The sequence below is a fragment of the Mesorhizobium sp. M1066 genome (assembly GCF_040318635.1).
In the GTDB taxonomy this organism is placed as follows: Bacteria; Pseudomonadota; Alphaproteobacteria; order Rhizobiales; family Rhizobiaceae; genus Mesorhizobium.
Genome location: NZ_JAMYMR010000013.1, coordinates 25,266 through 47,435 on the forward strand (window position 1 = coordinate 25,266; position 22,170 = coordinate 47,435).

At 62.8% G+C, this 22,170-nt stretch carries 25 protein-coding genes; 15 read left to right on the plus strand and 10 right to left on the minus strand.

Annotated features, from left to right (window positions below; all coding sequences use genetic code 11):
• Positions 1 to 16: 16 nt before the first annotated feature.
• The gene (locus tag NKH52_RS18055; protein ID WP_013528833.1) at positions 17 to 184 is read right to left on the minus strand and encodes a hypothetical protein; all 168 of its coding nucleotides are present in this window, start codon (positions 182 to 184) and stop codon (positions 17 to 19) included.
• Between the two features lie 361 nt (positions 185 to 545).
• On the opposite strand from NKH52_RS18055, the gene NKH52_RS18060 reads away from it, so the two are divergent.
• Positions 546 to 1,466 carry an SMP-30/gluconolactonase/LRE family protein gene (locus tag NKH52_RS18060; RefSeq protein ID WP_352735698.1) on the plus strand — a complete coding sequence of 307 codons (921 nt, stop codon included), beginning with the start codon at positions 546 to 548 and terminating at the stop codon, positions 1,464 to 1,466.
• 72 nt (positions 1,467 to 1,538) lie between these two features.
• Entirely contained in the window at positions 1,539 to 1,745 is a 207-nt protein-coding gene (locus NKH52_RS18065) for a tautomerase family protein (protein ID WP_128304273.1), read from the plus strand.
• A gap of 106 nt (positions 1,746 to 1,851) precedes the next feature.
• Here the strand turns inward: NKH52_RS18065 and NKH52_RS18070 are convergent, their stop codons facing one another.
• The 8 genes from NKH52_RS18070 to NKH52_RS18105 form a co-directional block, all read right to left on the minus strand.
• Positions 1,852 to 2,382, minus strand: coding sequence for an NADPH-dependent FMN reductase (locus NKH52_RS18070; RefSeq protein WP_352735699.1), 531 nt, complete (start codon positions 2,380 to 2,382; stop codon positions 1,852 to 1,854).
• A gap of 39 nt (positions 2,383 to 2,421) precedes the next feature.
• The gene (locus NKH52_RS18075; RefSeq protein ID WP_023811295.1) at positions 2,422 to 3,042 is read right to left on the minus strand and encodes a pyridoxamine 5'-phosphate oxidase family protein; all 621 of its coding nucleotides are present in this window, start codon (positions 3,040 to 3,042) and stop codon (positions 2,422 to 2,424) included.
• Between the two features lie 51 nt (positions 3,043 to 3,093).
• Positions 3,094 to 3,768, minus strand: a complete 675-nt coding sequence (locus NKH52_RS18080) for a septation protein A (RefSeq protein WP_023811294.1) — start codon at positions 3,766 to 3,768, stop codon at positions 3,094 to 3,096.
• Between the two features lie 61 nt (positions 3,769 to 3,829).
• The gene (gene ftsY, locus NKH52_RS18085; RefSeq protein WP_352735700.1) at positions 3,830 to 5,593 is read right to left on the minus strand and encodes a signal recognition particle-docking protein FtsY; all 1,764 of its coding nucleotides are present in this window, start codon (positions 5,591 to 5,593) and stop codon (positions 3,830 to 3,832) included.
• 12 nt (positions 5,594 to 5,605) lie between these two features.
• Positions 5,606 to 6,919 (minus strand): tRNA (N(6)-L-threonylcarbamoyladenosine(37)-C(2))-methylthiotransferase MtaB, encoded by a 1,314-nt coding sequence (mtaB, locus tag NKH52_RS18090; protein WP_352555106.1) that lies wholly within the window; start codon positions 6,917 to 6,919, stop codon positions 5,606 to 5,608.
• Entirely contained in the window at positions 6,919 to 7,803 is an 885-nt protein-coding gene (gene dapF / locus NKH52_RS18095; RefSeq protein ID WP_352735701.1) for a diaminopimelate epimerase, read from the minus strand. The genes mtaB and dapF overlap by 1 nt, the downstream gene beginning before the upstream one ends.
• A gap of 96 nt (positions 7,804 to 7,899) precedes the next feature.
• Entirely contained in the window at positions 7,900 to 8,061 is a 162-nt protein-coding gene (locus NKH52_RS18100; protein ID WP_013528842.1) for a DUF1328 family protein, read from the minus strand.
• Between the two features lie 83 nt (positions 8,062 to 8,144).
• A complete protein-coding gene (locus tag NKH52_RS18105; protein WP_127296328.1) occupies positions 8,145 to 9,164 on the minus strand; it encodes an MBL fold metallo-hydrolase in 1,020 nt (339 codons plus the stop codon).
• 262 nt (positions 9,165 to 9,426) lie between these two features.
• Here NKH52_RS18105 and NKH52_RS18110 point away from each other — a divergent pair, with 262 nt between their 5' ends.
• The gene (locus NKH52_RS18110; RefSeq protein WP_352735702.1) at positions 9,427 to 9,966 is read left to right on the plus strand and encodes a protease inhibitor Inh/omp19 family protein; all 540 of its coding nucleotides are present in this window, start codon (positions 9,427 to 9,429) and stop codon (positions 9,964 to 9,966) included.
• 53 nt (positions 9,967 to 10,019) lie between these two features.
• Positions 10,020 to 11,219, plus strand: a complete 1,200-nt coding sequence (zapE, locus tag NKH52_RS18115; protein WP_352735703.1) for a cell division protein ZapE — start codon at positions 10,020 to 10,022, stop codon at positions 11,217 to 11,219.
• A gap of 49 nt (positions 11,220 to 11,268) precedes the next feature.
• Here zapE and NKH52_RS18120 read toward each other — a convergent pair whose 3' ends face one another.
• The gene (locus NKH52_RS18120; protein ID WP_352735704.1) at positions 11,269 to 11,391 is read right to left on the minus strand and encodes a hypothetical protein; all 123 of its coding nucleotides are present in this window, start codon (positions 11,389 to 11,391) and stop codon (positions 11,269 to 11,271) included.
• 235 nt (positions 11,392 to 11,626) lie between these two features.
• Here NKH52_RS18120 and mdh point away from each other — a divergent pair, with 235 nt between their 5' ends.
• From mdh to NKH52_RS18175, 11 genes are all read left to right on the plus strand, one after another.
• Complete coding sequence (gene mdh / locus NKH52_RS18125) at positions 11,627 to 12,595, plus strand: malate dehydrogenase (protein ID WP_013528846.1); 969 nt, start codon at positions 11,627 to 11,629, stop codon at positions 12,593 to 12,595.
• 43 nt (positions 12,596 to 12,638) lie between these two features.
• The gene (gene sucC, locus NKH52_RS18130) at positions 12,639 to 13,832 is read left to right on the plus strand and encodes an ADP-forming succinate--CoA ligase subunit beta (RefSeq protein WP_352735705.1); all 1,194 of its coding nucleotides are present in this window, start codon (positions 12,639 to 12,641) and stop codon (positions 13,830 to 13,832) included.
• 4 nt (positions 13,833 to 13,836) lie between these two features.
• Positions 13,837 to 14,208 carry a cupin domain-containing protein gene (locus NKH52_RS18135; RefSeq protein ID WP_352735706.1) on the plus strand — a complete coding sequence of 124 codons (372 nt, stop codon included), beginning with the start codon at positions 13,837 to 13,839 and terminating at the stop codon, positions 14,206 to 14,208.
• Between the two features lie 64 nt (positions 14,209 to 14,272).
• The gene (locus tag NKH52_RS18140) at positions 14,273 to 14,503 is read left to right on the plus strand and encodes a hypothetical protein (protein ID WP_352735707.1); all 231 of its coding nucleotides are present in this window, start codon (positions 14,273 to 14,275) and stop codon (positions 14,501 to 14,503) included.
• A complete protein-coding gene (locus NKH52_RS18145) occupies positions 14,493 to 14,912 on the plus strand; it encodes a PIN domain-containing protein (RefSeq protein ID WP_352735708.1) in 420 nt (139 codons plus the stop codon). The genes NKH52_RS18140 and NKH52_RS18145 overlap by 11 nt, the downstream gene beginning before the upstream one ends.
• A 14-nt stretch (positions 14,913 to 14,926) precedes the next feature.
• Entirely contained in the window at positions 14,927 to 15,829 is a 903-nt protein-coding gene (gene sucD / locus NKH52_RS18150) for a succinate--CoA ligase subunit alpha (RefSeq protein ID WP_352735709.1), read from the plus strand.
• 129 nt (positions 15,830 to 15,958) lie between these two features.
• Positions 15,959 to 18,946 (plus strand): 2-oxoglutarate dehydrogenase E1 component, encoded by a 2,988-nt coding sequence (locus NKH52_RS18155; protein WP_352555111.1) that lies wholly within the window; start codon positions 15,959 to 15,961, stop codon positions 18,944 to 18,946.
• 47 nt (positions 18,947 to 18,993) lie between these two features.
• Complete coding sequence (odhB, locus tag NKH52_RS18160) at positions 18,994 to 20,274, plus strand: 2-oxoglutarate dehydrogenase complex dihydrolipoyllysine-residue succinyltransferase (RefSeq protein WP_352735710.1); 1,281 nt, start codon at positions 18,994 to 18,996, stop codon at positions 20,272 to 20,274.
• Positions 20,275 to 20,284: 10 nt separating this feature from the next.
• On the plus strand, positions 20,285 to 20,866 hold the full coding sequence (locus NKH52_RS18165; RefSeq protein WP_352735711.1) for a hypothetical protein: 582 nt from the start codon (positions 20,285 to 20,287) through the stop codon (positions 20,864 to 20,866).
• A 65-nt stretch (positions 20,867 to 20,931) separates the two neighbouring features.
• On the plus strand, positions 20,932 to 21,408 hold the full coding sequence (locus tag NKH52_RS18170; protein ID WP_352735722.1) for a hypothetical protein: 477 nt from the start codon (positions 20,932 to 20,934) through the stop codon (positions 21,406 to 21,408).
• On the plus strand, positions 21,405 to 22,160 hold the full coding sequence (locus NKH52_RS18175; RefSeq protein WP_352735712.1) for an SDR family oxidoreductase: 756 nt from the start codon (positions 21,405 to 21,407) through the stop codon (positions 22,158 to 22,160). The genes NKH52_RS18170 and NKH52_RS18175 overlap by 4 nt, the downstream gene beginning before the upstream one ends.
• Positions 22,161 to 22,170 lie beyond the last annotated feature (10 nt).

Genomic DNA, 22,170 nt, shown 5'->3' on the forward strand with positions numbered 1-22,170 from the left:
GTTACGAGACTTGAGATCAGCCGTAGATCTGCTTGTGGATCTGGTAGAGCATTTCCGAGCGGTCGGCGCGCATGTCGGCCAGATCGCGGCTGGAAAAGCTGTCGATTTCGGCGACAAGGCGGTTGTAGTGCTTGCGCTTGGCAATGCTGTTGCGAGCGCGGGTCATGAGACTGTCGAGGATCATAGCAAGGTTCCTTTTTGGCGCCGCGTTTCGGCGGCGGTTTCTTCCTCCCTTGATCGATACGAAGCATGACATAGTAATGGTGCATTGCAAAAAGAAGATGTTGCAATGCACCATTGCGCTGGACGCATAGCCGGTTAATGCGGCGCTAAAGCGCGTCGCGTTGAACGGATTCAGGCGACGCGCTTTAGGTCTTTGTTTTTATGCATGTCGTTCTCCCAAACCGGGGCCACTTTTGGGCGACATGCATTAACGTCATGCGCAGAGCCGGCAAGCGATCTTTTGCATGACACTGTGCGTACCCACATTGCCTTCTGTCCCTCCGGCTGGCTTGATCCGGTGTCATTGATGCCGGGAGGAAAGCATGGCGGCCGCAGACTATTATGAAATTCTCGATCCGCGCTTCGCGCGGCTGTTCAACGGCAACGCGCAGGTCGAGAAGCTGTTCACCGGATGCCAGTGGGCGGAGGGGCCGGCCTGGTTCGCCGCCGGCCGCTATGTCGTCTGGTCCGATATCCCCAACAATCGCATGCTGCGCTATGACGAGACCGACGGCAATGTCAGCGTCTTCCGGCAGCCGTCCGGCAATTCGAACGGCAACAGCGTCGACCGGGAGGGCCGGCTGATCACCTGCGAGCATTCGGGCCGCCGTGTCAGCCGCACCGAGTTCGACGGCTCGGTCACCACGATCGCGTCCAAATGGAAGGGCAAGCGGCTGAATTCGCCCAACGACGCGGTGGTGAAATCCGACGGTTCGATCTGGTTCACCGATCCAAGCTACGGCATCGATACGGATTATGAGGGGGACAGGGCCGAGAGCGAAATCGGCGCCTGTCATGTCTACCGGGTCGATCCCGGCACCGGCGAGGTCGAAGCCGTCATCACCGACATGGTCCGGCCCAACGGGCTCGCTTTCTCCCTAGACGAGAGCAAGCTTTATGTCGTCGACACCGGCCGCACGCATGGCGCGCAGAATCCGGCACATATGCGGGTGTTCAATGTCGGCAAGGGTGGCAAGAAGGTTTCGGGCGAAAAAGTCTTCGCCGACTGCACCGCCGGCCTGTTCGACGGCTTCAGGCTCGACGAGGACGGCCGCATCTGGACCAGTGCCGCCGACGGCATCCATTGCTACGATCCGGACGGCACGCTGATCGGCAAGGTCAAGGTACCGGAAGTCACCGCCAATTGCGTGTTCGGCGGCAACAAGCTGAATTGCCTCTACATCGCCGGCACCACGTCGCTCTACATGGTGCGGCTGATGGTCAACGGCGCCAAGACATACTGAGACTTGAGCACTGGCGGCCGTTCGAGGTTTCATCGAAGCGGGTCGCGAGCACGAACATCCCGGGAGGACAAAATGCCATTCGTCAACATCCGCATCGTCAAGGAAGTGATATCAGCCGATCCGGCGGGCAAGAAGGCGGACATCGCCAAAAAGGTCACGGCGGCCATCATGGACGCCACCGGCCTCGGCAATAACGATGTCTGGGTGGTTTTCGAGGAGGTCAATGCGCGTGATTGGTATGTTGGGAAGACGGATGTGGAGACGCTGCGAAAGGGTTGATTTCGAAGGCATGGCGAGCCCCTTTCCTTCGTCATCCTAGGGTCTGCGCCGCGTCGCTTCGCTCCTTGCTTCGCCCTAGGATGACGAATGCGTGGTGGGTCGGCACTCAACGGGCGCGGATAAAGTCCGCGAAAGCATTCAGCGCATCGCGCATCGCTTGCCGGTTCGCCGGCTCCGCCAGGATGCTCTCGACCTCCGGCGGCTTCTTGCCGAGCAGGGCAATCTCCAGCACATCGTCGCAAAGCGCGAACGACATGGTGCGCATGATCTCGGCCAGTGCGGCGCGGGCAAACAGCGAGCGCGGCGAGGCGTGCACCAGCATAGCCGGCTTGGCGACGGCGGCGTCGCGCGAGACCAGCCAGTCGAGCCCGTTCTTCAGCCCGCCCGGCACGCCATGGGCATATTCCGGACAGGAGACGATCACGCCGTCGGCTCGAGTGACGGCATCGATCAGCTTGGAGGCTTCGAGCGGCGTCCGCTCGCCCTCATCATCGGGATTGAAGATGGGCAGCCGGCCAAGCCCGTCATGGACGGTGACGCGGCAGCCGGACGGCGCTTCGCGGGCCAGTGCGGCGATCAGCGCCGAATTGGTGGAAGCCGCGCGCAGGCTGCCGGAAATGGCAAGGATGTTCAGCAAGGTATGGAATCGGTCCAGACGCGAATCGCGTCCGGAAACCTACCACATCGTCTTCTTGTATTCCTCGTCGAGCCAGCGGTCGGTCGCCTCGGCGGAATCGGCAACCGCCAGCTGATCGCGCATGATCTGGCCGAGCGTCGGCAGCGTCGCACGGTCGTACCAGGTTTCCGGCTTCCACAGGTCCGAGCGCATGAAGGCTTTTGCGCAGTGCATGTAGGCGGCCTTGACGCTGACCACGACGACGCTTTGCGGCTCCCTACCGTCGACGGCGAGCCGTTCGCGCAAATTTGCGTCGACGGTGATGCGGGCGTCGCCATTGACGCGCAGCGTCTCGTTCATGCCGGGAATGAGGAAGAGCAGCCCGACCGAGGGATTGAGGAGGATGTTCTCCAGCGTGTCGAGCCGGTTGTTGCCGGGCCGGTCGGGAATGGCGATGGTGGTGTCGTCGAGAACGGTGGCAAAGCCCGGTTTGTCGCCCTTCGGCGTCACGTCGGCGTTGCCGGCACCGTCGGACGAGCCGATCAGCACGAACGGGCTCTTGCCGATGAAGGAGCGGCAATGACCGTCAAGTTTTTTCAGCTCCTTGCGGATAGAACCGTCGGTCGGCCGTGGCGTCTTGTAGATCGTCCTCAACTGGTCGCGCGTGGTGATGAATTCCATGTCCCTCTCCCCAGAACGGTTCATTGTTTCACGAACGCAGAACCGCTTTTTCTACTTTCCGGTTCTCTCTTCTTTGCCGGCCTTGTCCTCGAGTGAATGACGCAGGATCAGCGGCATCTGGCTGAAGGTGAACAGAAGCGTGATCGGCATGATGCCCCAGACCTTGAAAGTAACCCAGGCGTCGGTGGAAAAATTGCGCCACACCACCTCATTGACGATGGCCAGGAACAGGAAGAACAGGCCCCAGCGGAAGGTCAGTTTCCGCCAGCCTTCGGCGTCGAGGCTGAAGGCCGAATCGAAGACATAGCCAAGCAGCGACTTGCCGAAGTAGAGCCCGCCGAGCAGCACGCCGCCGAACAGCGTGTTGACGATGGTCGGCTTCATCTTGATGAAGATGTCGTCCTGCAGATAGAGCGTCAGCGCGCCGAAGATGAAGACGACGACGCCCGACACCATCGGCATGATCGGCAAGGTGCGGGTGAGCAGCCACGAGGCGATCAGGGCGATTGCCGTGGCGGCCATGAACAGCCCGGTGGCGACGAAAATCGGCCCGCCGAACTCGGCCAGAACAGGGAATTTCTGCACCAGCCATCCGCCGCGCGCATTGGCGAAGAAGAACACCATCAACGGACCCAGCTCCAGCACCAGCTTGAGCAGCGGATTGACGCCTTCCTTCTTCTGCTTCTGCGGGTCCGACGGATCGCGTTCGAGAATGGGTGGGTTCATGGAATCTCTTTCTTGCGCATGATCTGATCCAAAAAGTCTGCAACTTTTTGGGACATGCTTGTTAAGCTACTCCAGCGATCGCCCTGGCGAATTCGCTTGCCGAGAAAGGTTCGAGGTCGTCGACCTGTTCGCCGACGCCGATGAAATAGACCGGCAATTTGTGCTTTGCCGCGATCGCCACCAGAATACCGCCGCGCGCCGTGCCGTCCAGCTTGGTCATCACCAGGCCGTTGACGCCGGCGATATTGCGGAAGATCTCGACTTGGTTGAGCGCGTTCTGGCCGGTGGTGGCGTCGACCGTCTGCAGCACGGTGTGCGGTGCTTCCGGGTCGAGTTTGCCAAGCACGCGGACGATCTTTTCGAGCTCCGCCATCAGTTCAGTCTTGTTCTGCAGGCGGCCGGCGGTGTCGATGATCAGCACGTCGGAACCGGCCTCCTTGGCCTTCTCGAAGGCGTCATAGGCCAGTCCCGCGGCATCGGCGCCGATCTTTGAGGCGATCACAGGCGATTTCGTCCGCTCGCCCCAGATCTTCAGTTGCTCGATCGCGGCGGCGCGAAAGGTGTCGCCGGCGGCGAGCATCACCGACAGGCCACCATCGGTGAGCTTGGCGGCCAGCTTGCCGATAGTTGTGGTCTTGCCGGTGCCGTTGACACCGACCACCAGGATGACATGCGGCTTGTGTGAAAGGTCGAGCTCCAGCGGCATGGCGACATGGGCCAGCACTTTTTCCACCTCGGCCGCCATGATGGCGCGGACCTCGGTGTCGGAGACGTCCTTGCCGTAGCGGCTGGCGGCCAGCGCGTCGGTAACGCGCAAGGCCGTCTCCATGCCGAGATCGGCACGGATCAGCACATCCTCAAGGTCCTGCAAAGTCTCTTCGTCCAGCTTGCGCTTGGTGAAGACGCCGGCAATGTTGCCGGTGAGCTCCTTGGAGGAGCGGGCAAGCCCGTCCTTCATGCGCTGGAACCATGAGCGCCTCGGTGCCGGCTCCGGCGCCTTCTGTGGCTCGGCCTTCTGCTCGACCTTCTTGGTGACGGTCACCTTGCCGGGTGCGGCTTTTGGCTCCGGCGCGGGTTGTGGAAGAGACTGCGGCTCGGGCGCAATTTCCGCAATGACCGGCTGCGATTCGATCGGCGCCGGCTGGCGAATGGGAGGTGCGATTTCGGCAGGCGGGGCTTCGGGCGTCGGTGCTGAAACTTCTTCCTTCTCCCCGTCTTCAGACGGAGAGAAGGTGCCAGCAGGCGGATGAGGGGCGGCGCTGACCTCTGATAATGGCTGAGCAGGGGCCGGCCCCGGTGTCGGCACTTCGACCGGTTCCGGTTCCGGCTGCTGTTCCGGGCGTGACGGGACGATCTCCGGCTCGGCCGGCGCGGGTGGCGGGACCTCCTGCGGCTGCGGTTCGGGAGCAGGCTCCGGAACGGCGGGAGGTGTTGGTATCTCCTCGGGCGCCGGCGGCTCGGCAGGCGTCTCGGGCGCGGGTTCTTCTTCCGGCTCGAGCTCCGGCAGGGGTTCCGGCTCGGAGGGAATAGTCGGCTCCGGTGCTGGCGGAATGGCCGGTGCCGGCTCGGGCACCGGCTTCTCGACAGGCGCCGATTCCGGCGCGGGGATCACTTCCGGCTCGACCGTCGTCGGCGTCGGCGCAGTTTCCGCCTCGCGCTCCAGCTCGTCACGCTTCAAGAACTCCGGAACGACCTGCTCGGCCGCCGGCTTCAGCGCCTCGAGCGCTTCCCATTTGATCGGCGGCAGCGGGGCGGCCTCGTCGACCCGCTCCTCGACCACCTCTTTCTTGCCGAACGAAAATATCTTCTTGAAAAAACCAGCCATGCTTTGCGTTTCTCAGGCCGCGCGGGCGGCGAGGGGCGCCGCGATCAGCCTGCTACCATCGTGGCCTGATATATCGGCCTCGACGATCTCACCCGGTGCGCCCGTGCCGAGTGCGGCAAGCGTAAAACCCTCGGTACGGCCAAGGCCGTCGCGCTCGATCAGGATCGACTGACGCGTACCGGTGAGCGACGACAGATGCCTGATATACGCAACTTCACCGGCGGCGCGCAGCCGGGCGGCGCGCTGCTTGACCAATTCGCGGCGGAGCTGGGGCATGCGCGCGGCAGGCGTGCCTTCGCGTGGGCTGAACGGGAAGACGTGGAGATGGGTCAGGCCACACTCCTCGACGATTTTTTCCGAGTTCTCGAACATTTCGTCGGTCTCGGTCGGGAAGCCGGCGATGATGTCGGCGCCGAAGACGATACCGGGGCGCAGCTTGCGCACATCCTCGCAGAAGCGGATCGACTGGTCGCGCAGATGCCGGCGCTTCATCCGCTTCAGGATCATGTCGTCGCCCGACTGCAGCGACAGATGCAGATGCGGCATCAGCCGCGGCTCGGTGGCGATGGCGTCGAGCAGATCGTCGTCGGCCTCGATCGAATCGATGGAGGACAGCCGCAGGCGCTTCACGTCCGGCACCTGTTTCAGGATTGTTTTCACCAGCCTGCCGAGCTTCGGCGCGCCCGGCAGATCGGCGCCGAATGATGTCATGTCGACGCCGGTCAGAACGATCTCGGCATAGCCGTTGCCGGCGAGCCGCTTGACCTGCTCGACCACGGCGCCCATCGGCACCGAGCGCGAATTGCCGCGGCCGTAGGGAATGATGCAGAAGGTGCAGCGGTGGTCGCAGCCATTCTGCACCTGGACGAAGGCGCGTGCCCGGCCCTCGATGGCGTCGACCATGTGGCCTGCGGTCTCACGCACCGAAAAGATATCGTTGACGCGTGCCTTTTCGGTGTCGTTGACGCCGAAATCCGGCAGTGCGCGATAGGAGTTGGCCTTCAGCTTCTCTTCATTGCCGAGCACGAGATCGACCTCGTCCATGGCGGCGAATTTTTCAGGCTCGGTCTGCGCGGCGCAGCCGGTGACGATGATGCGCGCCTGCGGGTTGTCGCGGCGCGCCTTGCGGATCGCCTGCTTGGCCTGGCGCACTGCTTCGCCTGTCACGGCGCAGGTGTTGAAGATCATGGCGCCACCTTCCAGCGCGCCCAGACCGGCACTTTCAGCCTCGCGCCGCATCACCTGCGATTCATAGGTGTTGAGCCGACAGCCGAAGGTGACGACATCGATGCCCTGGGACATCGGGCTCTTGGGCAGAGCGGACATCAGGCCGCGCTTTCGGTGTCGCGGGCCCATGTCCCGTTCGACGGGTCGAAGCTGCCGGAAAATTCCCATTCGGCGGCGCCCGTCAGGACCACGTGGTCATCGTCGCGCCATTCGACATGCAGCATGCCGCCGCCGGGGGTCAACAGACTGACGCTGCGGCCGGTCCGGTTGGTGCGGGCAGCGGCCACGACGGCGGCGCAGGCGGCCGAGCCGCAGGCCTTGGTCAGTCCGGCGCCGCGCTCCCAGGTGCGGATGATCATCGTTTCGGGCGAAGTAACCTGAGCGATGGTGATGTTGGCGCGCTCGGGGAACATCGGGTGGTTCTCGAGCAGCGGACCGAAGCGGTCGAGCTCATAGGACCAGACGTCGCGGTCGACCCAGAAGATGGCGTGCGGGTTGCCCATTGAAACGACCGAGGGCGAATGCAGCACCGGAGCATCGATCGGGCCGATCTGCAGCTCGATCATGCGGGTGTCGCGGAATTCCTCGGCCAGCGGGATATCCTGCCAGCCGAAGCGGGGCGTGCCCATATCGACCGAGATCGAACCGTCGGCATGTTCGCGCGCATTGAGGATGCCCGCCACGGTTTCGAAGGTGAAGATCTTCTGGCCGGTCTCGGCGGCGAGCGCCTGGACGACGCAGCGCATGCCATTGCCGCAGGCCTGCGCACCGGTTCCGTCGGAGTTCACTATGTCGATGAAAAAGGCGGTGCCCGGCGTCCTGGCGTCATGGATCGCCATGATCTGGTCGAAGCTGGTCGCGGCATCGGCGTTCAGCGCAATCGCCGCCGCCGCCGTCACCCGATCGGCACGGCCACGCATATCGGCAACGATGATCTCGTTGCCGATGCCGTTCATCTTGGCGAAAGGGGCAGTGCTGGCCATTGCTCCGAAAAATTCCGTGTCCGTTTGGCGCTATATGGCGGAAACGGGCAGGAATTACCAGTGCGCCGCGGCTTGGTCACGGCGAAAGCGCCGGACTTATGTGACGGCGAAAATGCCCAGCACCACCAGCAGGAAGATGATCAGAACGATGCCGATAAGGATGCGCGCACCGGTGGCGGCGGCACCTGCCAGAGCCGGCATGCCGAGCAGGCTCGCCGCTGCGGCGACGATCAGGAGAATGATGATCCATTTGAGCATGGCAATGCCTCGCAAACCGACAGACTTTTCAACCACTTGAAAACGCGGTTGCCGCGCTGGGGTTCCGTCGAAACCGATGCGGATCAGGGCGCTATGTGCTCCGGCACATCCCAGACCTCGCCCGGCCGCAAGGCGCGAAAGCGCTCGCGTGCGATGCCTTGATCGTCAAGCGCCTCGGTCAATTTGCGCGCCGGCTCGTCTATCGGCTCGTCAGTGAGCTGGAAAGTTCCCCAATGACAGCCGGCGGCATGGGCGGCATTGCACAGCGTCATACCTTGCACCGCTTCCCCAGGGTTCTGGTGCTGCGGCGCCATGAACCAGCGTGGCTCATAGGCGCCGATCGGCAGGATGGCGAAGCGGAAACCGCCATGTTTCTCAGCCATCAGCCGGTAGTTGATGCCATTGTGAAAGCCGGTGTCGCCGGCGAAATAGAGCCTGCTGTCAGGTGTTTCGACGACGAAGCCGGCCCACAGCGCCATGCGCCGGTCGCGGGCGCCACGCGCCGACCAGTGATGCACCGGCTCGACATGGACAGCGGCGCCATTGCCGATCTCGACCCTGTCGCCCCAGTCATGCGCCGACAGTCGCATGCCTGGCACGGCGGCTTCGATGATGGCGTCGTTGCCGAGCGGAGTGAGCACCAGCGGGTCGTGGCCGCCCTTCAGCCGCTTCAACGTGGCGAGGTCGAGATGGTCATAGTGGTTGTGGCTGACCAGAACGAGGTCGATCGGCGGCAGGTCGGCAAAGGCGATGCCTGGCGCATTGATGCGTTTTGGTCCGGCGAAGGAAAGCGGCGACGCGCGCAGCGACCACACCGGATCGGTAAGAATGTTCAGACCGGCCGTCTGGACCAGCAAGGTGGAATGACCAACCATGGTCACTTCCAGCGCGGCGCCCTCGACCCGAGCCGTCGGTTTCGCCTGCGGAAAGGGGCTTGCATCGCTCGCCGGCCATTTCGAGCGCTGGCCATTCAACTGCCATTTCAGCAGGTCGGCGAAACGGCCGGGTGGCTGGCCGTCGGGATTGAAGAACAATGCGCCGTCGAAATGGTCGCTGGGCGGGCCGCTGTAATAGCGATTGGCGGCAGTCTTTCTCGCGGCCAATTTGCGGCTCCAGCAGGGTTTCGTTTTCCAGACATAGGCGCTAAGGCGGTTCGCGCAAGCGTCCACCGACGAAGTGTTGACCGGAATTCCCAAGCGACCCGCGACAAGCGGTCAGCCGTCCCCGTTGCGATAAAATTGCAACACTTCTGGCTGCAAACTGTATTTTAACCATATCGGGTTGAAATTTCGCCACCTTCTCCATCTTGGTGGGGGTGAGATTGTGCGGACGGCTTCCCCCCAGCCGGATCCGACGGAGGTTGGAATGACTTTTTCGAAACCCGGTCTGGTGGCCATATCGCTGGCGGCGCTCGTTGCGAGCGGCTGTTCGACCTCACGTTTTTCCTCGATGGATGACCAGCAGCCGGCACCGCTGGAGGCCGCGCCCGCCGGCAAGGTGACGGCGAACCAATTGCCGCCGCCGGCATCGCCCGGCACCACCGACCCGTCGCAATTCCCGACCGCTCCCGCGAACACGCAGGTCGCCGCGCTGCCTTCGGACGGTTCGGCGCCAGCCGGCGCTTCGGACGTGACCGCCGCCAGCGTTGCCGGTGTCTGGAACGCCAGCGTTGCGGGCCAGAGCTGCAAGGTGGCGACACCGCAGACCAAATTCGGCGCCGGCTTCCGCGCCGGGCCGCTGCACTGCCCGGCACCGATGGACGGCGTCAAGTCGTGGAACGTCGCCGGCAAACAGCTGACGCTCTATGACGAGAGCGGCGGTGCGCTGGCGCGGCTCTATTCCTCGGGCGGCTCGAAATTCGACGGCCAGACTTCCAACGGCCAGCCGATTTCACTTACGAGATAGTTTTTGTTTTACGCAATTCCGGTTCCCGGAATCGCTCCAGAACGACGTGACCGATGCATCTGCGTGACGGCCTCCAGACCCATGCGACCGTCAGGCAGCGCTACGACCATCTGGTGGAAACCGGTACGATCGACCGCGATCCGGCGCAGGAACGGATCGTTGCGGCGCTCGACCGGCTGACCGATGAGATTTCGGCCAAGCGGCTGGCGCATAAGTCGAGCGCGCTGGGTTGGCTGTTCGCCCGCAAGCGCGAGACGCATGAGGCCGTCAAAGGCCTCTACATCCATGGCGGCGTCGGCCGCGGCAAGACCATGCTGATGGACATGTTCTTCGACTTGCTGCCGGTGCGGCGCAAGCGCCGCGTCCACTTCAACGACTTCATGGCCGACGTGCAGGACCGTATCCAGAAGCACCGGCAGGCGCGCAAGAATGGCGACGTCAGGGAAGACGATCCGATCCCGCCGGTGGCCAAGGCCCTTGCCGAGCAAGCCTGGGTGCTGTGCTTCGACGAGTTCTCGGTCACCGACATTGCCGACGCGATGATCCTGTCCAGGTTGTTTTCGGCGCTGTTTGCCAGCGGCGTGGTGCTGGTCGCCACCTCGAATGTGGCGCCGGAAAACCTCTACCGCGACGGGCTGAACCGCCAGCTTTTCCTGCCCTTCATCGGCATACTGGAGCGGCACACACAGGTGCTGGCGCTCGATGCCGACAAGGACTACCGGCTGGAAAAGCTCGCCCGGACACCGGTCTATGTGACGCCGGCCGATGCGGCGGCGGACGAGCTACTCGACGAGGCATGGCAAGCCATGACGCGGGGCGCGCCGACCGCCGAGACGTCGCTGGCCCTCAAAGGGCGGCAGGTGATCGTGCCGCGTGCGGCGGGCGATGCGGCGCGGTTCTCCTTCGCCGATCTCTGCGAGAAGCCGCTTGGCGCACGTGATTTCCTGGCGATCGCCGGGCGCTTCTCAACCATTTTCATCGACCACGTCCCGGTGCTCGGCGAAGGCAAACGCAACGAGGCCAAGCGCTTCATCCTGCTGATCGACACGCTCTACGACCATCATGTGCGGCTGGTGGTGAGCGCCGAAGCGCAGCCGCCGCAGCTTTATGCAGCCAAGCGCGGCGTTGAAGTCTTCGAGTTCGAGCGCACCGCATCGCGGCTGATCGAGATGCAAAGCCGCGACTGGCTGGAGGATTGGGCGGAGCGGCAGAAAGGGAAGCCGGCGCCAGAGGGACAGCAGGCGCAGGCCTAGAAATCGGATCCGTAGCGTTCCTTCGCGCGCCTCTATCTCGCCAGCACGATCAAGGGCTCTGTTGTTGTCGAGCCAGCCGATCCGGCCTGACCTGCTCGTCGAACACATCCTTGGCGACCGCCATCACAAGGGCGTCATCGCCGGTATCCAGCCTTACGATTTCCATCTTCATCGGCTACTTCTTCTCAAGCCGGCTTATAAACTTTGACGTTTACGTAAATCCCAAATGATCTAACCGATTGAAAACACTGACGCCAAAATAATCGTTTGAATTTTTTCCATGCCGGGGCTATTGGGTGCGGCGAAAATTCGCGGTTCCCCGCAGCATTCCGGCCTCTTCTTCGACGCCGCCATCAAATCACCAGAGATTTGAGACGTCGTCACCGACAAAGGGAAAACATCCTCACATGGCACGCAACAAGATAGCGCTTATCGGCTCTGGCATGATCGGCGGCACGCTCGCTCACATGATCGGCCTCAAGGACCTCGGCGACGTGGTGCTGTTCGATATTGCCGAAGGTATCCCGCAGGGCAAGGGGCTCGATATCGCGCAGTCGTCGCCTGTCGATGGCTTCGACTCCAGGCTCACCGGCATCAACGACTATGCCGGCATCGAAGGCGCCGACGTCTGCATCGTCACCGCCGGCGTGCCGCGCAAGCCCGGCATGAGCCGCGACGACCTTCTGGGCATCAACCTCAAGGTCATGGAACAGGTCGGCGCCGGCCTGAAGAAGTATGCGCCGAAGGCCTTCGTCATCTGTATCACGAACCCGCTCGACGCCATGGTCTGGGCACTGCAGAAATTCTCGGGCCTGCCCAACAGCCATGTCGTCGGCATGGCCGGCGTGCTCGACAGCGCGCGCTTCCGCTATTTCCTGGCCGAGGAATTCAAGGTCTCGGTCGAGGACGTCACCGCCTTCGTGCTCGGCGGCCACGGCGATTCCATGGTGCCGATGATCCGCTACTCGACGGTATCGGGCATTCCGCTGCCCGACCTCATCAAGATGGGCTGGACCTCGAAGGAGAAGCTCGACCAGATCGTCCAGCGCACCCGCGACGGCGGCGCCGAGATCGTCGGCTTGCTCAAGACCGGTTCGGCCTATTACGCGCCGGCCGCTTCGGCGATCTCGATGGCCGAAGCCTATCTCAAGGACAAGAAGCGCGTGCTGCCGTGCGCGGCGTATCTCTCCGGCCAGTATGGCGTCAAGAACACCTATGTCGGCGTTCCCGTGGTGATCGGCGCCGGCGGCGTCGAGCGCATCATCGAGATCGAGCTCAACAAGAGCGAGCAGAAGATGTTCGACTCCTCGGTGGCGACGGTGCAGGGCCTGACCGAGGCCTGCGTCAAGATCGCGCCGCAACTCGCCTCCAAATGAATCTCCAGCAAGTGAACCCCCAGTCGATCCGGAGACCATCCAGATGAACATCCATGAGTATCAGGGCAAGGCGCTGCTGAAGAGCTTTGGCGCGCCGGTGGCCGAAGGCGTGCCGGTGTTCAAGGCGAGCGAAGCGGAAGCCGCCGCCAAGGCGCTGCCGGGCCCGCTCTATGTGGTGAAGAGCCAGATCCATGCCGGCGGCCGCGGCAAGGGCAAATTCACCGAGCTCGGCCCGGACGCCAAGGGCGGCGTGCGGCTGGCGAAATCGGTGGCCGACGTCGTCGCCAACGTCAATGAGATGCTGGGCAACACGCTGGTGACCAAGCAGACCGGTCCGGCCGGCAAGCAGGTCAACCGCCTCTATATCGAGGACGGCGCCGACATCGAGCGCGAGCTCTATCTGTCGATCCTGGTCGACCGTTCGGTCGGCCGCATCGCCTTCGTCGTCTCGACCGAAGGCGGCATGGACATCGAAGCGGTCGCCCATGACACGCCCGAAAAGATCATCACCGTCGCCATCGATCCGGAAAAAGGCGTCACGGCAGCCGACCTGAAGGCGCTCAACGGCGCGCTCAAGCTCGACGGCGATGCGGCCAAGGACGGCGATACGCTGTTCCCTATCCTCTACAAGGCCTTCGTCGAGAAGGACATGAGCCTGCTCGAGGTCAACCCGCTGATCGTCATGAAGAACGGCCGGCTGCGCGTGCTCGACGCGAAAGTGTCGTTCGACAACAACGCGCTGTTCCGTCATCCCGACGTGCTCGACCTGCGCGACACCACCGAAGAGGACGAGAAGGAGATTGAGGCGTCGAAATACGACCTCGCCTATGTCGCGCTCGACGGCAATATCGGCTGCATGGTCAACGGCGCCGGCCTCGCCATGGCGACGATGGACATCATCAAGCTCTACGGCGCCGAACCCGCCAACTTCCTCGATGTCGGCGGCGGTGCGTCCAAGGAAAAAGTGACGGCGGCGTTCAAGATCATCACCAAGGATCCGGCGGTCAAGGGCATCCTGATCAACATCTTCGGCGGCATCATGAAGTGCGACATCATTGCCGAGGGCGTCATTGCCGCGGTCAAGGAAGTCGGGCTGGAAGTGCCGCTGGTGGTGCGCCTGGAAGGCACCAATGCCGAGCTTGGCAAGAAGATCATCAACGACAGCGGTCTCAACGTGGTGTCGGCCGATGATCTCGATGATGCTGCCAAGAAGATCGTGGCGGCAGTGAAGGGCTGAGCGGATGCCTCCGCGCAAGATAAACCTCGTCGAGGCGGCGGATCAAAAGATCAGCAAGGTTTTCGATCCGCATATCGCCGGCGATGTCAACGACAGCCAGGCGAAGGTCGCCAAGTTCGGCGAGATGTTCGACTGGCATGCGCATGACCATGAGGACGAAGCCTTCCTCGTGCTGCGCGGGCGTATCGCCATCGATTTCCGCGATGGTCCGGTCGAGCTCGGCGAGGGCGATTTCATCGTCGTGCCGCGTGGCGTCGAACACCGGCCGCGCTCGCTGACCGCGGAACCCGTGGTGCTGATGTTCGAGCCGGCAACGACGCTCAACACCGGCAATGCCAAAAGCGACCTCACCGTCGCCGACCTGAAGCGGCTGTAACGAACTTGCGACTGCCACACAGTTACACATATACTGTGTGAAGTAGGCGCAGGAGAAAAGAGAAATGAAGAACATCACTCTGGCAGTCGAAGACGAGGTCTTGGAGCAGGTCAAGCTGACGGCCGCCGAACAGCGAACGACCGTCAACGCCATGGTGCGGGAGTTTTTCTCGGCAGTGGCCGCCAAGCGGTACGCCAAGGACGAGGCACGGCAGGCCCTTCTGCGGCTCGCCCGCGAGGCGGCAGGCGACATGGGTAGCAAGAAATGGAACCGGGAAGCTCTCTATGATCGCTGACTGCTTCCTCGACACGAACATCCTCGTCTATGCCGCCATCGGACACAAGGCCGAGCGCGCGAAGTATGAGCGCGCCGTGGAGTTGATCGCCAAGGAAGACTATTCGACCTCCGCACAGGTGCTGCAGGAGTTCTATGTCAACGTGACCAAGCGAGCTGAGGTCACACTGGCGCCGGCGAAGGCGGCCGAATGGGTCGCCGCGATCTCCATGAAGCCCTGCCAGGATCTGGATAGCGCCGTTGTAATGCGGGGCGTCGCGAACGCGCAACGCTACCAGATTTCATATTGGGATGGCGCCATCATCGCCGCCGCCGAGCGCCTTGGCGTCAAGATACTCTACACCGAAGACCTCAACCACGGGCAGTCTTATGGCTCCGTGGTCGCCATGAACCCCTTCCGCAATCACTGATCAGGTCGCAAAAAATGTCCATTCTCGTCGACAAGAACACCAAGGTGCTGGTGCAGGGCCTGACCGGCAAGACCGGCACGTTCCACACCGAACAGGCGCTGGCTTATCACGGCACGAAAATGGTCGGCGGCATCCACCCGAAGAAGGGTGGCGAGACGTGGACCGGCGCGAAGGGCGAGAGCCTGCCGATCTTCGCCACCGTCGCCGAGGGCAAGGAAAAGACCGGCGCCAACGCCTCCGTCGTCTATGTGCCGCCGGCGGGTGCCGCCGAGGCCATCCTGGAAGCGATCGAGGCCGAGATCCCGCTGATCATCTGCATCACCGAAGGTATCCCGGTGATGGACATGATCAGGGTCAAGGCGCGGCTCGACCGCTCGACGTCGCGGCTGATCGGGCCGAACTGCCCGGGCGTGCTGACGCCCAACGAATGCAAGATCGGGATCATGCCCGGAAACATCTTCCGCAAGGGCTCGGTCGGCGTTGTTTCGCGGTCGGGAACGCTTACGTATGAGGCAGTGTTCCAGACCACCAATGTCGGCCTCGGCCAGACCACCGCCGTTGGCATTGGCGGCGACCCCGTCAAGGGCACCGAATTCATCGACGTGCTCGAAATGTTCCTCGCCGATGACGAGACCAGGTCGATCATCATGATCGGCGAGATCGGCGGTTCGGCCGAGGAAGACGCCGCGCAGTTCCTCAAGGACGAAGCCAAGCGTGGCCGAAGCAAGCCGATGGCCGGTTTCATCGCCGGGCGCACGGCGCCGGCCGGCCGCACCATGGGCCATGCGGGCGCGGTCATCTCCGGCGGCAAGGGCGGCGCGGAAGACAAGATCGCGGCGATGGAATCGGCTGGGATAAAAGTATCGCCCTCGCCGGCGCGGCTAGGCACGACGCTGGTCGAGGCGATCAAAGGGTAAGGGAATAGGGGAGTAAGGGAGTAGGGCAGTAGGGAAAATAGCAGCGGCAAAAAGCCCTACTCCCCTATTCCCTTATTCCCCTACTCCCCTCCAAAAACAGGAGACGGAGCCAGGCTCCGCGGACAAAAAATGGCAAGACAAGATCAGGCCAACGACCAATTTTCGCTCACCTCATTCCTCTATGGCGGCAACGCCGATTACATCGACGCGCTCTACGCTGCCTATGAGGACGATCCCGCCTCGGTCAATCCCGAATGGCAGGAGTTCTTCGCCGGGCTGAAAGACGATGCCGGCGATGTGCGCAGGAACGCCAAGGGCGCCTCCTGGGCCAAGCCCTCCTGGCCGCTGCAGGCGAATGGCGAACTGGTCTCGGCGCTCGACGGCAACTGGGGCATCGTCGAGAAGACGATCGAAAAGAAGGTCAAGGACAAGGCGGTCACCAACGGCGTCGTCCTGTCCGATGCCGACGTGCATCAGGCGACGCGCGATTCGGTGCGCGCCATCATGATGATCCGCGCCTACCGCATGCGCGGCCATCTGCACGCCAATCTCGATCCGCTCGGCATCGCCAAGCCGCTCGAGGATTACAACGAGCTGTCGCCGGAGAACTATGGCTTCACCGAAGCCGACTATGACCGGCCGATCTTCCTCGACAATGTGCTCGGGCTTGAATTCGGCACCATCCGGCAGATGCTGGAAATCCTGACCCGAACCTATTGCTCGACGCTCGGCGTTGAGTTCATGCATATTTCGGACCCCGAGGAAAAGGCCTGGATCCAGGCCCGCATCGAGGGCGCCGACAAGGAGATCACCTTCACCGCCACCGGCAAGAAGGCGATCCTGCAGAAGCTGGTCGAGGCCGAAGGCTTCGAGCAGTTCATCGACGTCAAGTACAAGGGCACCAAGCGCTTCGGCCTCGATGGCAGTGAAGCGCTGATCCCGGCGCTGGAGCAGATCGTCAAGCGCGGCGGCCAGCTCGGCATGAAGGAGATCGTGCTCGGCATGGCGCATCGCGGCCGGCTGAACGTGCTCTCCCAGGTGATGGCCAAGCCGCACCGCGCCATCTTCCACGAGTTCAAGGGCGGCTCGGCCGCACCCGACGAGGTCGAGGGCTCGGGCGACGTCAAGTACCATCTCGGCGCCTCGTCGGACCGCGAGTTCGACGGCAACAAGGTGCATCTGTCCCTGACCGCCAACCCCTCGCATCTGGAAATCGTCGATCCGGTGGTGATGGGCAAGGCGCGCGCCAAGCAGGATTACCTGTTCGGCCGCAGCCGCGAGGAGATCGTGCCGCTGGAAGAGCGCGCCAAGGTGCTGCCGCTCTTGCTGCATGGCGATGCCGCCTTCGCCGGTCAGGGCGTGATCGCCGAGATCCTCGGCCTGTCCGGCCTGCGCGGCCACCGCGTCGCCGGCACGCTGCACTTCATCATCAACAACCAGATCGGTTTCACCACCAACCCGCGCTTCTCGCGCTCGTCGCCCTATCCATCAGACGTGGCCAAGATGATTGAGGCGCCGATCTTCCACGTCAATGGCGACGACCCGGAAGCCGTGGTGCACGCCACCAAGGTGGCGATCGAATTCCGCATGAAGTTCTTCAAGCCTGTTGTGGTCGATATGTTCTGCTATCGCCGCTTCGGCCACAATGAGGGCGACGAGCCGGCCTTCACCCAGCCGATCATGTACCGCAACATCCGCACCCACAAGACGACCGTGCAGATCTACGGCGACCGGCTCATCGCCGAGGGTCACATCAGCCAGGCTGAACTCGACCAGCTCAAGGCCGACTGGCGGGCGCATCTGGAATCCGAATGGGAAGTCGGCCAGCATTACAAGCCCAACAAGGCCGATTGGCTGGACGGCGCCTGGTCGGGCCTGCGCACCGCCGACAACCAGGACGAACAGCGGCGCGGCAAGACCGCCGTGCCGGTCAAGACGCTGAAGGAAATCGGCAAGAAGCTGACCGAGGTGCCGAAGGATTTCGAGGCGCACAAGACGATCATCCGCTTCCTCGAAAACCGACGTCAGGCGATCGAGTCGGGCGAAGGCATCGACTGGTCGACGGCCGAGGCGCTGGCCTTCGGCGCCATCCTGCTCGACGGCAATCCGATCCGCCTGTCGGGCCAGGATTCCGAACGCGGCACCTTCTCGCAGCGCCATTCCGTGCTCTACGACCAGCGCGACGAGACCCGCTACATCCCGCTCAACAATCTGTCGGCGGCTCAAGCTGGCTACGAAGTCATCAACTCGATGCTGTCGGAAGAGGCGGTGCTGGGCTTCGAATATGGTTACAGCCTGGCCGAGCCCAAGGCGCTGACCTTGTGGGAGGCGCAGTTCGGCGACTTCGCCAACGGCGCCCAGGTGGTGTTCGACCAGTTCATCTCGTCGGGCGAACGCAAGTGGCTCAGAATGTCCGGCCTTGTCTGCCTGTTGCCGCATGGCTATGAAGGCCAGGGTCCGGAACATTCCTCGGCCCGGCTCGAACGCTTCCTGCAGCTTTGCGCCGAAGACAACATGCAAGTGGCCAACTGCACGACGCCGGCCAACTACTTCCACATATTGCGCCGGCAGCTGAAGCGCGACTTCCGCAAGCCGCTGATCCTGATGACGCCGAAGTCGCTGCTGCGCCATAAGCGGGCGGTGTCGACGCTGCCGGAAATTTCGGGCGAAAGCTCGTTCCACCGGCTTTTGTGGGACGATGCGCAGCTGCTTTCCGGCCAGGCGATCAAGCTGGTCAAGGATTCAAAGATCCGCCGTGTCGTGCTGTGTTCGGGCAAGGTCTATTACGACCTCTATGAGGAGCGCGAGAAGCGCGGCATCAACGACATCTATCTGCTGCGCGTCGAGCAGCTTTATCCGTTCCCGGCCAAGGCGCTGATCACCGAACTGTCGCGGTTCCGCAATGCCGAGATGGTCTGGTGCCAGGAAGAGCCCAAGAACATGGGCGCCTGGTCGTTCATCGACCCGTATCTGGAATGGGTGCTGGCGCATATCGATGCCAAGCATCAGCGGGTGCGCTACACCGGCCGCCCGGCTGCCGCCTCGCCGGCGACCGGACTGATGTCGAAGCACCTCGCCCAGCTCGCCGCCTTGCTCGAAGACGCGCTTGGTGAATAGAGAATATCTGGGCGAACAACAGAACCGAAAGAAAACGGACAGGCACAATGGCTACCGAAATCCGCGTTCCCACTCTCGGCGAATCCGTCACTGAAGCGACCGTGGGCAAATGGTTCAAGAAGGTTGGCGATACAATCGCCGCCGATGAACCGCTGGTCGAGCTCGAGACCGACAAGGTGACGGTGGAGGTGCCTGCCGCCGCCGCCGGCACGCTGGGTGAGATCACCGTCAAGGAAGGTGAGACGGTCGGCGTCGGCGCTTTGCTGGGGTCGATTTCGGCAGGTGGCGCGGCCGCTGCTCCGGCTACCAAGCCGCAAGCGGTGTCGCAGGCCTCGTCGCCCGATGCGGCATCGACCGGCAAGCAGGCCGCGGCCGAGACCGCCAAGATCGCCGGCGATGCCGGCCCCGTCGAGCCGCGCACCATGCCGCCGGCACCGGCCGCGGCGAAACTGATCGCCGAAAGCAATCTCTCGGTCGACCAGATCTCCGGTTCGGGAAAGCGTGGCCAGGTGCTGAAAGGCGACGTGCTCGACGCCATCTCCAAAGGCGCGCCGTCACAGCCGGCAGAGACGCCGAAGGCGGCACCTGCACCGGTTGCCGTGCGCGCGCCATCCTCCGGCGACGACGCCTCTCGCGAGGAGCGCGTGCGCATGACCAAGCTGCGCCAGACCATCGCGCGCCGCCTCAAGGAAGCGCAGTCGACCGCCGCCATGCTGACCACCTTCAACGAGGTCGACATGTCAGCGGTGATGGCGCTGCGCACCAAATACAAGGACGTGTTCGAGAAGAAGCACGGCGTGAAGCTCGGCTTCATGGGCTTCTTCACCAAGGCCGTCACGCACGCGCTGAAGGAAATCCCCTCGGTCAATGCCGAGATCGACGGCACCGACATCATCTTCAAGAACTACGCCCATATCGGTGTCGCTGTCGGTACCGAGAAGGGTCTCGTCGTGCCGGTCGTGCGCAATGCCGACCAGATGTCGATCGCCGAGATCGAGAAGGATATCGGCCGGCTGGGCATCGCCGCGCGTGACGGCAAGCTGTCGGTCGCGGATATGCAGGGCGGCACCTTCACCATCTCCAATGGCGGCGTTTACGGGTCGCTGATGTCGACGCCGATCCTCAACGCGCCGCAGTCGGGCATCCTCGGCATGCACAAGATCCAGGACCGGCCTGTCGTGGTCGGCGGCCAGATCGTGATCCGTCCGATGATGTATCTGGCGCTGAGCTACGATCACCGCATCGTCGACGGCAAGGAAGCGGTGACCTTCCTGGTCCGCGTCAAGGAAAGCCTGGAGGATCCGGAACGGCTGGTGCTCGATCTCTAGGGTTGGTTCGATGGCTGAGTCTGTCGAGCCAATCGACCTGTTCGAGCTTGTAACGACAGGCCGGTCGGGGTCGATCGAACTCGGCAAAAGCAGCCGCGAAACGGTTCGAAACTTGATAGATCCGGAGGATGTGGGCGCCGATAATCATTTTCGCCATGGGGACATCGAGTCGGCGTGGTGCATCTATGGCAAGAATTGCGAGTTCTTTTTCAGTCCCGATTTTCGCTTACGGTCGATTAGCGTGGAACCTGCCTTCGGAAGGTTGCAATCGGGTGGAGCGATGCCGACTTGGTACGGCCACTTGGATGTCGATGTGGGGCGGCATCCAGTAACTTTCGCAGGCAGAAAGCCGATAGCCATACATACCTTGCCCAAGGCACTGCAGTTCCTAAACAAGAGCGAATTCAAGTGGGCGATCAGCGGCGGTCGTGAGCGCGACGTCTATATTGAGCTGGCGGAGGGTTCACGCATCTTGACCCTCAAATACGAGGTGAACACCATTCCGGTCGACAGGAATGAAAACGTTGCGTTCGAGATAGACTATTTTCTTTCGACGGTCTTCATCCTCGATCAAGCTGTTGAAGGCGGATAGCAGTGACGATCCGTTCTTTCTTTCCCGAAAGCCTGTCGACTGCATTGATAGCGGTCAGCGCGGCGATGATCCCGGCAAATGCCCGCGCCGCCTGTCCGATCGAGCTCGCTGTCTATGGCGACGCGCAGAGCGGCGCCGAGATCGACTTTACCCCAACCGGCACTTCGGCGACTGTCACCAATACTTTTCGGATGATCCTCGACAACGATGTGGTGCTCAACGGCATCGTCATGTGGAACGAAGGTGTGTCACGGCCGAATGGCGCGCTGATGTACAAATGCCCCGAGGGTGACGTCACCGGCGAGGAGCTCGCCGCCTGCACCTCCTGGCACGGTGTCATCTGCACGTCGGACGACAAGAGTACCAAAGGGGGCACCAATGGCGGCAGCATCGGGCTGCTGCCGGCCGAGGGTGTGGAAGCGCCGAAAACGCTGATCCTGCCGGATCTCGGTCCGGCGCTGCGTCAATCCTCGGCCTATGGCGGCAGCGGATTTTCGAAAGTGCCGTGGAATGTGTTTGCCTTGAAGGGATGCCAGGAATGAGCGGGACGCAAAAGGTGCTGCTGGTCACGGGCGGCAGCCGCGGCATCGGCGCCGCCATCTGCCGGCTCGGGTCGAAGGCCGGCTACCGACTGGGGATCAACTACGCTGCGAACCAGGACGCCGCCAATGCACTGGTCGCCGAGATCAAGGCCACCGGCGGCGAGGCTTTTGCCGTCAAGGGCGATGTCGGCAGCGAGGCCGATATCGTGGCCATGTTCGAGGCCGTCGACCGCGCCTATGGCCGGCTCGACGCCTTCGTCAACAATGCCGGCATCGTCGACGTCAAGGCGCGCGTCGACGAGATGGACGTTTCGCGGCTGGAGCGCATGATGCGCATCAATGTCGTCGGCTCGTTCCTGTGTGCCCGCGAAGCGGTGAAGCGCATGTCGACCCGTCATGGGGGGGCGGGCGGATCGATCGTTAACATCTCGTCGGCGGCAGCGACATTGGGCTCGCCGGGCGAATTTGTCGACTATGCAGCCTCCAAGGGCGCCATCGACACGTTCACCGTCGGGCTCGCCCGCGAGGTGGCGATGGAAGGTATCCGCGTCAATGCGGTGCGGCCGGGCATCATCGACACCGAGATCCATGCCTCTGGCGGGCAGCCGGACAGGATAGAGCGGTTCCGCGATATACTGCCGATGAAAAGAGTGGGCACTGCGCATGAAGTCGCCGGCGCGGTTCTCTATCTTCTATCCGACGCCGCGTCCTATACGACGGGCGCGATCCTGAATGTAAGCGGCGGCCGCTGAGCGCCAAGCA